Annotated in this window: 13 protein-coding genes and 1 tRNA gene; 8 read left to right on the forward strand and 6 right to left on the reverse strand. The window is 67.2% G+C overall.

Annotated elements, in window-relative coordinates; genetic code table 11:
• Window positions 1-72: 72 nt before the first annotated feature.
• From ACJ4V0_RS06080 to ACJ4V0_RS06100, 5 genes are read left to right on the forward strand one after another with little or no spacing between them, the layout of a single operon-like run.
• Complete coding sequence (locus ACJ4V0_RS06080) at window positions 73-849, forward strand: ABC transporter permease (RefSeq protein ID WP_448298668.1); 777 nt, start codon at window positions 73-75, stop codon at window positions 847-849.
• Window positions 846-1,652 carry an ABC transporter permease gene (locus ACJ4V0_RS06085; RefSeq protein WP_448298669.1) on the forward strand — a complete coding sequence of 269 codons (807 nt, stop codon included), beginning with the start codon at window positions 846-848 and terminating at the stop codon, window positions 1,650-1,652. Before ACJ4V0_RS06080 ends, ACJ4V0_RS06085 begins: the two co-directional genes overlap by 4 nt.
• Window positions 1,649-2,407, forward strand: a complete 759-nt coding sequence (locus tag ACJ4V0_RS06090; RefSeq protein ID WP_448298670.1) for an ABC transporter ATP-binding protein — start codon at window positions 1,649-1,651, stop codon at window positions 2,405-2,407. Before ACJ4V0_RS06085 ends, ACJ4V0_RS06090 begins: the two co-directional genes overlap by 4 nt.
• A complete protein-coding gene (locus ACJ4V0_RS06095) occupies window positions 2,404-2,733 on the forward strand; it encodes a hypothetical protein (protein ID WP_448298671.1) in 330 nt (109 codons plus the stop codon). The genes ACJ4V0_RS06090 and ACJ4V0_RS06095 overlap by 4 nt, the downstream gene beginning before the upstream one ends.
• 2 nt (window positions 2,734-2,735) lie before the next feature.
• Window positions 2,736-3,794, forward strand: coding sequence for an ABC transporter substrate-binding protein (locus ACJ4V0_RS06100; RefSeq protein WP_448298672.1), 1,059 nt, complete (start codon window positions 2,736-2,738; stop codon window positions 3,792-3,794).
• 158 nt (window positions 3,795-3,952) lie between these two features.
• Here the strand turns inward: ACJ4V0_RS06100 and ACJ4V0_RS06105 are convergent.
• The 4 genes from ACJ4V0_RS06105 to ACJ4V0_RS06120 form a co-directional block, all read right to left on the reverse strand.
• Window positions 3,953-4,029: transfer RNA gene (locus tag ACJ4V0_RS06105), tRNA-His, on the reverse strand.
• A gap of 245 nt (window positions 4,030-4,274) precedes the next feature.
• Window positions 4,275-4,820 (reverse strand): phasin, encoded by a 546-nt coding sequence (locus ACJ4V0_RS06110; RefSeq protein ID WP_448298673.1) that lies wholly within the window; start codon window positions 4,818-4,820, stop codon window positions 4,275-4,277.
• A 175-nt stretch (window positions 4,821-4,995) separates the two neighbouring features.
• Window positions 4,996-5,370, reverse strand: a complete 375-nt coding sequence (locus ACJ4V0_RS06115) for a phasin (RefSeq protein ID WP_448298674.1) — start codon at window positions 5,368-5,370, stop codon at window positions 4,996-4,998.
• 141 nt (window positions 5,371-5,511) lie between these two features.
• Window positions 5,512-6,336 carry an ion transporter gene (locus tag ACJ4V0_RS06120; protein ID WP_448298675.1) on the reverse strand — a complete coding sequence of 275 codons (825 nt, stop codon included), beginning with the start codon at window positions 6,334-6,336 and terminating at the stop codon, window positions 5,512-5,514.
• Between the two features lie 225 nt (window positions 6,337-6,561).
• Between ACJ4V0_RS06120 and ACJ4V0_RS06125 the strand changes: the two genes are divergently transcribed.
• A complete protein-coding gene (locus tag ACJ4V0_RS06125; protein WP_448298676.1) occupies window positions 6,562-10,308 on the forward strand; it encodes a PAS domain-containing sensor histidine kinase in 3,747 nt (1,248 codons plus the stop codon).
• A gap of 2 nt (window positions 10,309-10,310) precedes the next feature.
• Here ACJ4V0_RS06125 and ACJ4V0_RS06130 read toward each other — a convergent pair whose 3' ends face one another.
• Together ACJ4V0_RS06130 and ACJ4V0_RS06135 are read right to left on the reverse strand one after the other, a co-directional pair.
• On the reverse strand, window positions 10,311-10,712 hold the full coding sequence (locus ACJ4V0_RS06130; protein ID WP_448298677.1) for a type II toxin-antitoxin system VapC family toxin: 402 nt from the start codon (window positions 10,710-10,712) through the stop codon (window positions 10,311-10,313).
• Complete coding sequence (locus ACJ4V0_RS06135; protein ID WP_448298678.1) at window positions 10,709-10,948, reverse strand: AbrB/MazE/SpoVT family DNA-binding domain-containing protein; 240 nt, start codon at window positions 10,946-10,948, stop codon at window positions 10,709-10,711. The genes ACJ4V0_RS06130 and ACJ4V0_RS06135 overlap by 4 nt, the downstream gene beginning before the upstream one ends.
• Before the next feature lie 174 nt (window positions 10,949-11,122).
• Between ACJ4V0_RS06135 and trpS the strand changes: the two genes are divergently transcribed.
• Both trpS and ACJ4V0_RS06145 read left to right on the forward strand, forming a co-directional pair.
• Window positions 11,123-12,160, forward strand: coding sequence for a tryptophan--tRNA ligase (trpS, locus tag ACJ4V0_RS06140; protein ID WP_448298679.1), 1,038 nt, complete (start codon window positions 11,123-11,125; stop codon window positions 12,158-12,160).
• Window positions 12,161-12,297: 137 nt separating this feature from the next.
• Window positions 12,298-13,335, forward strand: coding sequence for an amino acid ABC transporter substrate-binding protein (locus ACJ4V0_RS06145; RefSeq protein WP_448298680.1), 1,038 nt, complete (start codon window positions 12,298-12,300; stop codon window positions 13,333-13,335).
• The last annotated feature ends 55 nt before the right edge of the window (window positions 13,336-13,390 follow it).

Genomic DNA, 13,390 nt, shown 5'->3' on the forward strand with positions numbered 1-13,390 from the left:
GCTCGACCGGACCAGCCAAAGGGAGCGCAGCGCAGCAGGGGCGCGGACGTTCCGCGCCTGATGGGAGGACGGATGGGACGGACAAGCCGCGTCAATGCGGCCCTCATCTTCGTTGCGCCTTTGGCTGTGCTGGTTGCCCTGTGGGCCGTGGTCGTGCCCGCCCTCGGCGTCCGGCCGCAGATCTTCCCCAGCGTCGCATCGGTCGGCAAGGCGGGAATCGACAGCCTGCTTGACGGAACGCTGCTGCGGCATGTTGCCGCCAGTGTCTCGCGCGTCGCCATCGGCACCGTGCTGGCCGTGCTGGTCGCCGTGCCGCTCGGCATCCTGATGGGGGTTAGCCGGGGCGTCTCCGCCTTCCTCACGCCGCTGATGCGATTCTTCTCCGTACTCGCCGGCATCGCCTGGATCCCCATCGCGACGCTGTGGTTCGGCTACGGCTTCGGCGCCATCGTCTTCGTCATCTTCAACGCCGTCTTCTTCGTTGTCGCCTACAACACGCTGCTCGGCGTCTCGACCATTCCGATGCCGCTGCGCCATGCCGCCGCCTCGCTCGGCGCCCGCCGCGGGGCCATGCTCACCGACGTGCTGCTGCCCGGCGCGCTGCCGAACATCGTCACCGGAATCCGCACCGGCCTCGGCTTCGCCTGGCGCGGCCTGATCGCCGCCGAGATGATCGCCACCGATGTCGGCCTCGGCTACATGCTGTTCGTCGCCCGCGACTTCTACCAGACCGAGGTCATCGTCCTCGGCATGATCGTCATCGGCACCCTCTGGCTGCTGATCGACAGGCTGATCCTGGTGCCGCTCGAGCGGGCGACCATCGAGCGCTGGGGGCTGGTCAGCGCATGAACGCCCTCCTGCCCCTCTGGAGTTTCTGCCTCCGGACCTCCGTGAAATGGCCGGTCCTGCAGACGCTGGCGCCTTTCGTTCCGGTGGTGGCGATCTGGTGGGCGGTCGCCGCCTGGGGGCCCTTTCCCCCGGCCTTCTTCCCCTCGCCGCCGGACGTCTGGGCCAAGTTCGTCGCGCTGATGGAGAAGGGCATCCTTCCCGACTATCTCGGCGACAGCGTCGCGCGGCTCGCGATCGGCGCTGCGGTGGGCATCGGGCTCGGCGTGCCCCTGGGATTGTGGGTTGGCTTGAGCAAGGGCGCCCACCGCGCGCTCTGGCCGGTGCTGCTGTTCTTCCAGGCCATCGGCGACATCGCCTGGCTGCCGATCCTGATCATCTGGTTCGGCTTTGGCCTGACGACCATGACCTTCGTCATTGTCTACACCGTGCTGTTCCCGGTGATCCTCAACACGGTGCTCGGCGTCCGCTCGGTGCGGATCGAGCTCCACCGGGCCGCCCAGAGCCTCGGCGCGCCGCCCTGGCGCATCCTCACCGAAGTGGTGGTCCCCGGCGCACTGCCGAACATCATGACGGGCCTGCGCAACGGCCTCGGCTACGGCTGGCGGGCGCTGATCGCCGCGGAGATGATCGTCGGCACAAGCGGCATCGGCTTCCTCATGTTCGATGCCCGCCGCGCCGGATCGGTCACCGAAATCGTGCTGGGCATGATCGTGCTCGGTATCCTCTGGTACATCGTCGATGCCTGGGTGCTCGCTCCCATCGAGCGGGCGACCGGCCGGCGCTGGGGATTGGTCACGCAGTGAAGTCGCTCAGTCTGAAGAATCTCGCGAAGACCTATTTCGACGCCTACAAGGGCGAGCACGTGACCGCTATCCGCGATGTGTCGCTGGAGGTGCCGGCCGGAGAGTTCGTCTCCATCGTCGGTCCGTCTGGCTGCGGCAAGTCGACTATCCTCAACATGGTGGCCGGCTTCATCCCGCATTCCGGCGGCGAGATCTTGGTCGGCGGCGAACCAGTGAAGGGACCAGGACCTGACCGCGGGGTGGTGTTCCAGTCCTTCGCGCTCTTCCCCTGGAAAACCGTTCTCGACAATGTCGGCTTCGGCCCGAAGATGCGCGGCGTACCGAAGGCGGAGCGCGATGCGATCGCGCGCGAATACCTCGCTCTCGCCGGTCTCTCCCACGCCGCCGATCGCTATCCGAACGAGCTCTCGGGCGGCATGCAGCAGCGCGTCGGGGTCGTCCGGGCGCTGGCCAACGAGCCGGACGTCCTCCTGATGGACGAGCCCTTCGCCAGCGTCGACGCGCAGACGCGCATGACGCTGCAGGACGAACTCTCGCGCATCTGGGAGGAGCGGCGCCCCACCGTCGTCTTCATCACCCACGACGTTCCGGAGGCCGTGTTCCTTGCCAACCGTGTGATCGTTCTGTCGAAGGGCAAGGTCTTGGCCGAGGTCGACGTGCCGCTGGCGCGTCCCCGCGTCTGGGACAGGATGATGGTGGACGATGCTTTCAAGGAGCTGTCCGGCAAGGTCCTCGGGCTGGTGAGGTCGGCATGACGCTGCTCCGCTCGGCGCTCGGTTCCAGGCGCGGCCTGATCCTTCTCGGACTCGCCGTCGCATGGCTCCTGTGGCAGGCTTGGCTCTTCGCGATTGCGCCGGGCAAGGTCGCCGGCGGCTTTCCCGATCGCCAGCGCGTCAACGCGCTGATCACCTTGCCCTTCGCGCCCGAGCGTTTTCATATCCTGGTGTTCCAGCGCTACGGGCGCGTCTCCGGAACGGAGGGCAACAGCGTCGAGGTGCGCGGCATCGACAAGAACCAACTCGGCGCCATCGCCCGGTACTACTGGGTGAGGCGGATAGAGCCACTGCAACAGGGAGGATGACCATGATTACCCGACGGACGGCTGTCGCCGGAACGCTGCTCGCAGCGCCTGCGCTCGCCTATGCCCAGCAGATGACCAAGCTCAAGGCCGGCATGGTCACCGGCATCGACCAGATCGGTCTGCCGATCGCGCTCGAGCGCGGCTTCTTCGAGAAGCAGGGGCTCGACGTCGACATCGCACGGCCCTACGCCACTGGCGTCGATGCGCTCAACGCGCTGCAGGCCGGCGAGAGCAACATCGTGCAGGTCGGCGTGCCGATGATCGGCGCCGTGGTGCGCGGCATGGACCTCGTCGCCCTCGGCAACTACTCCGGCAAGGCGACCGCCCGCGGATCGGACGCCACAATGGCGCTGGTCGCTCGCGGCGATTCCGGAATCACCAGGGGCAATCTCGCCAGCCTCAAGGGCAAGCGCATCGCCGCCTCCTTCGGCACCATCAACCACCTCTACGTCCTGGCGCTGCTTGAAAAGGGCGGACTGACGCCGGCCGACGTGACGTTGGTCAACACGCCGCCGCCGGACATGACGGTGGCGCTTCTCGCCAAGGGCATCGACGCCTTCGCCGGCTGGGACCCCTGGCCGATCGTCGCGCTGAAGGACGTTCCCGGCGCGGTGGAGATCATCCGCGGCGGTGATGCCATCGCCTATGTCGGCTTCAATGTCGGCCTCAGGCCTTGGGTCGCCGCCAATGGACCGACCATTGAGAAGTTCCTGATCGCCGTGTCGGAGGCCGATCAGTGGATGCGCAAGAACCCGAAGCCGGCGGCGCAAGTGGCCACCCGCTGGATTCCGGGACTGAGGCAGGACATCGCCGAGACTGCGATGGAGTTCAACATCCAGCAGGCAGACCGACGCCTGTCGGCCAACAACTACCGCGCGATGTGGGAGGCGCTCGACAGGCTTCACCGGCTCGGCTTCCTGCGCGCGACCTTCGACGTCAACAAGCATTTCGAACCGAAGCACATCGTCAAAGTGATGCAGGACCATCCGGCCCTGTTCAGCGACCTGCCGCCGATCCCGGCGGACGCGGCCATCGGACCGGGCTACGAGTTCAGACCCTGATCGAGGTTGCGGGGACAGACGTCCTTCTTGCAAGCCGTGGGCCCGCCATCATTCCGGTGGCGGGCTCCTGCAGATGCATGCACGCCATGGCTCTCGGCCCGGGCGATGGCGGATTCGGCGCGACGACGCGGCCGACCGACACAGGCTTTCGGGAAGTTTGGTACAGCCGCCCCGAATTGAACGGGGGACCTCCAGAGCCACAATCTGGCGCTCTAACCAACTGAGCTACGGCTGCACATGCGGGGAAGGGAAACCCTCCCGAGCGGCGCGCAACCTAGTCCGAAGGTCCGGGCAATGCAAGGCGCGCCGCGTGACCTTCGTCACGGATTGGCCGATTTCTTCAAGCCTCTGAGAGGAAGAGGGAATCGAAGAACCGGAGATGAAAAAGCCCGGGCCGAAGCCCGGGCTCAAGGTTCTGGTCGCAGCTGCAAGGACGCGACCGGGGAGGAATGCGCGCGTCCGCCGGGGCGGACAGCGAAATCAGTTGACGGTCGCGGTCTTGATCACCTTGCCGACCTTCTCCTTGACCGGCTCGATGGTGTCGGTCGCGGTCTTCTGGGCGACGGCCGAAAGATCCTTGCCCTGCGTCTGCATCGCCTCGAACACCTTGCGGACATAGGTCGACTGCAGCTCGATCACCTCGGCGAGCGACTTGGCGCCCATCAGGTCACGGGCGTGATCGAAGCCGGCGTTCATGTTGATGCGAGCGGCCTCGATCGCCTTGAGATTGAAGTCCTTCACGCCGGCGGAGGCCGTCGTGTAGGTGTCCTCGACGAGATCGGTGGTCTCCTCGGCAGCGGCCTTCAGCTTGGCGTAGCCGTCCTTCAGCTGCGCGACGGCCTTGTCGGCGGCCTCGCGCATGGCGGCGGGAACCTCGACCTTGGAGAGGTCGAAGGCGGCACCGTCGAACTTCGGCATCTCGAACTTGGGCATTTCGAACTTGGCGATGTCGAAGGTCGCGAAGGGGAACGTCTGGGAAGCGGCAACCGGCTTGTCGGTCTTCGGCGCTTTAGCAGCCTGAGTCATGGTGGTCTCCTCGCGGGGACGCTTGAACGGTCTTGCCGCCGCTGCCTCTTCCCCGCTGGAGTTGACAGTGGCGCCCGGACTCCACGCTGGCGGATCCGGTATGGTCGTTACATAGACCATCGCCTTGTGCATTGCAACAATATATTGCAGCGCACAATGTGGCACTGAGCCGGTATCAGACTTTGCGGTCGCTCGCCCGCGGCGTCAGGGACGTCCCCAGTTCGCGCGCCTGTTCCGTCATGGTCTTCATCTGGTCGCGCAGGAACTCGCTCTGGATCTGCATGACCTCGGCCACGTCGCGCGCCTGAACGAGACGCTGGGCGTAGACGAAGCTGGCAGCGACGTTGGTCTCGGCAAACGCGATGGCCTTGCGGCCGACATCCTGGGTGCTGGACTGCACCGTCCCGGCGGAATCCTCCATCCCGGACACCGTGCGGTGCGCCGCCCCGACGAAGCCGTCGAAGGCCTTGCGCGCCTGCTCGACGCTTTTTTCGGCGAACTCCCGCATTTCCTGGGGGATTTCATAGGAACCAGGGGTCTTGCCGGTCATGCAAACCTCCCGAATCGCCGGCGTGTGCGGCGCTTCCGACCTTCATCTGTAATCCTGACAGCGCCCGGGCGAAAGCGGGACGCCGCAGCCTGTGGATAGCCGGAAATACGCCGCAAGGGCCCCGGCGGATCGCAGGCGCTATCAGCCGGTCTGGCTCCGGCTCCCGAGTTCGCTCCTCAGCGCCGCGAGTTCCTGCATGACTGCGTCGAGACGCCGCGCAATCTCCGCCGCCGATCCGGCGGGGTGGGTCAGCTTCGGCTGCGTTTCGTCAGTCTCCGCATCGAGGGCGGTGACCACGACGCCGATGAACAGGTTCAGCGCCATGAAGGCGGAGACGATCATGAAGGTCATCATGACGAACCAGCCGCTGGCGAAGCCTTTGTCCGACAGCGGCTTGACGATGCCGTTGGACCAGTCGTCAAAGGTCATGGCCTGAAACAGGGTGTAGGCGGATGCGCCGATGGAGCCGAACTGCTCCGGCATGGCCTCGCCGTAGAGCTTGGTGACGATCACCGCGAAGACATAGAAGATCAGCCCGAGCAAGAGACTGATCGACCCCATGCCCGGCAGGGCGGCGATGAGGCCGCCGACGACCCGCTTCAGCGACGGCACAGCGGTAACGAGGCGCAGCGCGCGCAGGATGCGCAGCGCGCGCAGCACCGAGAGGGAATCGGTCGTCGGGACCAGCGCGATGCCGACCACGAAGAGGTCGAACAGGCTCCAGGGATCGCGGAAGAAGGCGCCCCGCTTCACCAGAATGCGCGCGGCGATCTCGGCCACGAAGACGGCAAGGATCACGTTGTCGATGAGGTGCAGCAGTCCGCCCGCGTTCGCCATGACCGTCGGGCTCGTCTCCAGACCGAGCGTCACGGCATTGATGACGATGAGGACGACAATGAACGGCTCGAACCGGGGGTGTTCGATCAGGGATCGGAGCTTGTCGATCATGGGAAGCGCGGCTTTCATGGGTGAGGCGCGCTCCCCTAGCATGGCCGCGCGGCGTGACGCTACGGCAGTGCCATCTGACGGTCGGTGTCGCCGGCCGGATTAACCCTAACGACCGGTTGACGTCCGGTAACGTCCTGCCCGGCGTGGACGTTTCGGCTCTGTTCCGACACAATCTGTCAACACATCCTTCACCAATGCGGACGCCCGGGTGGCGCGCCGCGCCTCGCGCACGGGATCGACTGCATGACATCCCAGATTTCCAGTCTGTCGACGATCCTGTCGGAGCCGGATGTCGCGCGTCTCATCGGCGAACCCGGTCCTTGGTGGATCTGGTCGTCCGACGCCTCGAAGCTCATCCTTGCCAATCTGTCGGGCGCGCGCGCCATGGGGGCGACCGGCGTCGCCATCGCCATGGAGCGCGACTATGCCACGACCCATGCCTTTGCCGGCCAGGTCGCCCGGCTCGCGCCACTGCTGCCGGCTGACGGAACGCCGCGGACCGAGCGCATGCGTGTCGCCGGCCGTTTCGGTTCCGAGAGTGTCGCGGCGGAAGCCTGGCGGCTGCGGGCCGGCGATGTCGGGCTGATCGCCCTGCGCCTGCCCTCGATGCGCCGGGGCTCGCCGCGCGAGGCGGTGATCGCCTTCGTAACCGATTTCAAGCTGCCGGCGCTGGCCTTCGACGCCGCCGGGACGCCGCTCGCAGCAAGCGGGGGCGCTGCCGCGCTCGCGTCGACGCCGCTGCGCGACCTCCTCGGACCTGACACGGACACGTCCCTCGCCGCGATAACCGCCACGGGGCGCGCGACCATCCAACTCGTCAACGGGCCGATGACGCTCGTCGCCGTTCCCGGCGCCGATGCGACGGTGGCAGTCCTCGCGGCATCATCCGAAGCCACCACCGTGCAGGGGCTGCGCCTCGTTGCATCGGTCGCCGATGCTCGGGCGGAGGAGACGGCCGCTCCAGCCGCCGCGTCTCAAGCGGACGCTGAACCGCCGGCCGCCGCCGATGCTCCCGGGCAGGAGGCCCTGGCGGAAGAAGCCCTCGCCGCGACCGATGCCCCGACGCCCGAGGCGCCTGATGCCCCAACCATCGCGGTGCCGGTCGGGGAGCCTGGAGCGCCCGAGCCGACCGCGATTAAGGCCCCCGAAGTCGATCCGGTCGCGACAGTGCTTGAGCCCGAGCCCGAGGCTGGAACGCTGGCCGCAGCGCCCATCGCCACGCCCGTGCAGGTCGAGGCAGAGACGGCCACCGGGCCCGCTCCATCCGAAGCCGCCCAGAAGGAGCCGCAAGAGATCGCCGCGCCGGCAAACCATGTCGACGATCTCGCGGTGCCGCAGCGCTTCTCCTGGCGCCTCGACGCCGACCTGCGGTTCCACGCCATTGCGCCCGAGAGCGTGGCTGCCCCTGCGGATGCCACCTTCGATGACGCGGTGCGCCGCTTCGGTCTCGATCCGCAGGGTGCTCTCGCCGAGGCGGTGGCGGCGCGGCGCCCCTTCAGCGGTGTGCCCGCCATCTGGCCCCTCGGCTCGGGCGGGCGGCGCCTCGCCGTGACGCTCGCGGCCTTTCCGACCCTGCGCGACGGCGGCTTCCAGGGCTATGCCGGCTTCGGACTGATTGTCGAGGAACTGGCCGCCGTGGAACCGGCGACGACGGCGGCGGCCCTGGCCGTCGTGACGCCTGCCGAAAAAAATCCGGAAGCAGAAGCCGCGCCCGATGCGATCGAAGAGCCTGTCGTGGCCGCGCCGGTCGATGCTCCCGAAGCCGCCGTGAACGAGGCTTCCGACGGCGAGGCTCCGGGTGAGTCCACCCCGACCGAATCTGTCGAAAATCGTGACACCGATGCTCTGCCCGCGACAGACGATCCGGTTCCGGCCGAAATTGAACCGGTGCAGGACGAGCCAGCCGTCGATGCGTCGGAGACTGTCTCCTACACTGACACTGACGACCGCCCGGACCAGACGGCCGATGCGGCTCTTGACGATTCTGCGGCTGCGCCGCAGAGCCTGCCGGATCAGCCTGCCGAAAAGAGCCCGGCGGAACCGGAGAGCCCCCGCGCGCCGCCGGCGGAGACGCGTCCGATCCTCACCGTCCACACCAATCCGCCCAATGTCGTCGCCCTCAGGACGTCGATCGGCCAGGATCTCAAGCGCCCGCAACTCTCTCCGGGCGAGCGCAACGCCTTCCGCGAGATCGCGCGCGCCCTCGGCGCCCGCACCGATGAGGAGCAGGCGACGACCGATCCGGCCGCGACCAGGGTCCCGGAGCCGCTGCCGCCTCCGGTCGAGCAGGTCAGGGCCGAGGTCGACGTTGTCCCGACCGCCCCGACCGACGAGACGACCCCGACGCCGATCGACCAGCCCGCGGCCCAAGCGCTGCCGGATGGTGCGGTCGCCGACACCGCGGAGGCCCCGGCGACCCCTGCGGAAGACGTCCCTGTGGCCCGCTTCGTCGAGTCCGGCACACCCTTCGGACCCCTGCCGAGCGCTTTCGGCGCCGATGCCGTCCCGCAGCAGGACCCCTCCGGCGATCTCGCGAGCCTGCTCGACCGCGTTCCGGCCGGCCTCGTTGTCCATCGCGGCAACGCCATCCTCTTCGCCAACCGCACCCTGCTGGACTGGATCGGCTTCGCCGATGCCGCCGACCTGGAACGCGCAGGGGGCATTTCCCGTCTGTTCGCCGGAGGCCCGGACGACACCGGCAGCGACGCGGTGACGCTGACCACCGAGGACGGCTCGGCCGTTCCCGTCGAGGTGAACCTCTCGCGCATCGCCTGGGCCGGAGATTCCGCCTTCCTGTTCTCGCTGCGCCGGGTGGAGCCCGTCCTCGAGACTGTGGCCGACCACGAATCGGCGACCCTGAGCGAGTTGCGCGGCCGGCTCGACGAGGTCGAGCAGATCCTCGATACGGCGACCGACGGCATTGTCATCGTCACGGCCGACGGCGCCATCGAGAGCATGAACCGCTCGGCGGAGGCGCTGTTCGGCTACGAATCCGCCGAGGTGAAGGGCCGCTCCATCACCGCGCTGTTCGCCCCCGAGAGCCACCGCTCGGCGCTCGACTATTGCGACGGCCTGCTGTCCAACGGTGTCGCCAGCGTGCTCAACGACGGCCGGCAGATCATCGGCCGTGTCAAGCAGGGCGGCCTCATCCCGCTCTACATGACCATGGGCCGCACCGGCCCCGCGTCGAAACCGAAGCTCGCCGCCGTCTTCCGCGACATGACGCAGTGGAAAAAGGCCGAGGAGGACCTCATCGCCGCCAAGCGGCAGGCCGAGCAGGCCTCGTCGCAGAAATCCGACTTCCTCGCCAAGATCAGCCACGAGATCCGCACACCGCTCAACGCCATCATCGGCTTCTCCGAGGTGATGATGGAGGAGCGCTTCGGCCCGGTCGGCAACGAGCGCTACCGCGATTACCTGAAGGACATCCACGCCTCGGGCGGCCATGTCCTGTCGCTGATCAACGACCTTCTGGACCTGTCCAAGATCGAGGCCGGCAAGCTGGAACTCGCCTTCACCAGCGTCGACCTCAACGAGATGGTGCAGTCGACGGTGGCCACCATGCAGCCGCAGGCCAACCGCGACCGGGTGATCATCCGCTCCTCGCTGCAGCCACGCCTGCCCAATGTGGTGGCGGATGCCCGCTCGCTGCGGCAGATCGTTCTGAACCTCCTGTCCAACTCGGTGAAGTTCACGCCGGCCGGCGGCCAGATCATCGTCTCGACGGGGCTGTCGGATGCCGGCGAGGCCGTGCTCAGGGTGCGCGACACCGGCATCGGCATGACGGAAAGCGAGCTCAGGGCCGCGATGGAGCCGTTCCGGCAGGTGGCGACCTCCAATCCGCGCGCTGCGAAGGGCACTGGCCTCGGCCTGCCGTTGACCAAGGCGCTGGTGGAGGCCAACCGCGCCAGTTTCGGCATCTCCTCGACGCCGAACCAGGGAACGCTGGTCGAGGTGGTCTTCCCGCCGACGCGCGTGCTGGCGGAATAGCCTCAACCCGGGGCGATGAGTTCCAGTTCCGGAAAATAGCGTCGGTAGCGGCGGGCATCGCGCGTCAGCATTGGCCAGCCGCGCACGGCGGCATGGGCGCCGATGAAGAAGTCCGGCAGCACTCCGGTTCGCATTCCGCCCGCGCGCCGATAGGCCTCGAAGGCCTTGCCGGCGAGAAAGAGGGCGTTGCGCGGGATGGGGTCGAGGGTCAGCCTTGCGGTTTCCAGCACCCGGTCCACGTCCTGCATCTGCGCAAAGCGGACGGACAGTTCGGCATAGACCACATCATTGACTGCGACCGGCCCGAAAATCAGGGCCGCGTCGAGTCGGGCCGTCGACCATGACGCCCAGACCGGATCGTCGGTGACAATGTCCAGAAGGACATTCGTGTCGACGAGGATCATTCAGAGGGATCGCCACGGGTCATGGCCATGATCTCGTCGGTGGTCAAGCCGGGCCCAGCGCTGCCGCGCAGGCCGGCAAGGACGCTCCGGGCGGAAGCCTGTCCGGCCTTCATCATGATGATCTGGCCATCCGCGGTGCGGGCGAATTCGACCTTGCTGCCAGGCACGATGCCGAGCGCGTCGCGCACCCGTTTCGGGATGGTCACCTGACCCTTCTGCGTCACCGTCGTCGCCATCGGCAGGCCTCCAGTAATACTTCATACAAGGGATGTATTACCACATGGCTGCTTGTCCTGCCATGCCAGGCGAACCACGGCTGATCCGTCAGCCTTGAATCGCCCCGCAGGCCATGCGAGGAAGCGCGCCTTCGGAGCGGCAGACGGCCGCCCCTGCTCTGGGATTCCACCACCATGGCGACCTTCAAGCCGCTCGTCTTCTCGGGCATGCAGCCTTCCGGCGACCTGCACCTCGGCAACTATCTCGGCGCCCTGGTGAACTGGGTCGCGATGCAGGAGACGCACGACTGCATCTATTGCGTCGTCGACATGCACGCGATCACCGTCTGGCAGGACCCGAAGGCGCTGCAAAAGGCGATCCGCGAGGTGACCGCCGCCTATATCGCCGCCGGCATCGATCCGAAGCGTTCCATCCTGTTCAACCAGAGCCAGGTCCACGAGCACGCCGAGCTCGCCTGGGTGTTCAACTGCATCGCGCGCATCGGCTGGATGAGCCGCATGACGCAGTTCAAGGACAAGGCCGGCAAGGACAAGGAGAACGCCTCCCTCGGCCTCTTCGCCTATCCGAGCCTGATGGCCGCCGACATCCTCGCCTATCGCGCCACCCACGTGCCGGTTGGCGAAGACCAGAAGCAGCACCTGGAACTGACCCGCGACATCGCCATCAAGTTCAACAACGACTACGCCGGGCGCATCGCCGAGCTTGGGCATGGCGACGCCTTCTTCCCGGTCACCGAACCGGTGATCATCGGGCCGGCGACGCGCGTCATGAGCCTGCGCGACGGCACCAAGAAGATGTCGAAGTCCGACCCGTCGGACTATTCGCGCATCGCGCTGACCGACGACGCCGACACCATCGCGCAGAAGGTCCGCAAGGCGCGCACCGACCCGGAGGCGCTGCCTTCGGAGGAGGCCGGCCTGAAGGGCCGCGCCGAGGCCGACAATCTCGTCGGTATCTTTGCCGCCTTGTCCGGCCGCTCCAAGGCGGAGGTCCTCGCCGAGTTCGGTGGCGGCCAGTTCTCCACCTTCAAGGTGGCGCTGGCCGACCTGTCCGTCGCCAAGCTCTCGCCGATCACCGCCGAAATGAAGCGCCTCGTCGCCGATCCCGGCGAGATCGACCGTATCCTCGCGACTGGCGCTGAGCGCGCCCGCGCCATCGCCCGGCCGGTGATGGATTCAGTCAAGGACATCGTCGGCTTTGTACGGAGCTGAATGTCCCGCGCGCCGGAAGTGAAAAGCGCTGTCGTCACAGCACGCGAGACAGTTGACTCTTTCCTCGCCCGTTCCGACTGTGACGACAGTTATTCTCCGGCAGTCCCTTCGGCCGGAGTTCTGATGGAGTCCGTCCCATGACCACCCTGTCCCGCGGCGCCCTCGCTGCCGCCATCCTCGCGCTCGGCGCCGGCGCTGCCGCCGCCCAGCAGCTCGCCCCCTCGCCGACCCTCGACGCGATCCGCGCCCGCGGCCACCTGGAGTGCGGCGTCCATCTCGGCATCCCCGGCTTCTCGTTTGCCAACGACAAGGGCGAGTGGACCGGCCTCGACGTCGACTTCTGCCGCGCGGTGGCCGCCGCCGTGCTCGGCGATGCCAACAAGGTCCGCTATACGCCTACCTCCGTGCAGCAGCGCTGGCCGGTGCTGCAGTCGAGCCAGGTCGACCTCCTGTCGCGCAACACCACCATCACCTACTCGCGCAACGCCACCCTCGGCGTGAACTTCCAGGGCATCAATTTCTACGAGGGCCAGACCTTCATCGTGCGCACCGCCTCGGGCGCCAAGAAGCCCACCGATCTCGAGAACGCCTCGATCTGCGTCGCTGCCGGCTCGACGGAGGAGCGCACCGCCGCCGACTATTTCCGCGAGCGCAACATCAAGGTCTCGATCATCAACTTCCAGAAGAACGACGACGCCATCGCCGCCTATGATGCCGGCCGCTGCGACAGCTACACCGCAGGCGTCGGCGCGCTCGCCGGCCAGCGCATCAAGCTGAAGACGCCGGGCGAGCATTTCATCATGACCGAGACCATCTCGAACGACCCGCAGGGTCCGGTCACCCGCTGGGGCGACGAGCGCTGGCAGGCCGTGGTGCGCTGGGTTCTGAACGGCATGATCGCCGCGGAGTATCTCGGCGTGACAAGCAAGAATGTCGACGACATGCGCGCCAATTCGAAGAATGCCGAGATCCGCCGCCTGCTCGGCGCCGACGGCAATTTCGGCGCCATGCTCGGCGTGCCGAACGAGTGGATGTTCAACGTCATCAAGCAGGTCGGCAACTATGCCGAAAGCTACGAGCGCACCGTCGGCAAGGGATCGCCGCTCGGCCTGGAGCGCGGGCAGAACGCCCTGTGGACCCGCGGCGGACTGCTGTTCACGCCGCCGTTCCAGTGAGGACCGCTGCCTGAGCCGCTCCTGACAGGCCTCCCGCTCCGGCGGGAGGCCACGT

This window comes from Phreatobacter aquiterrae (genome assembly GCF_053471285.1).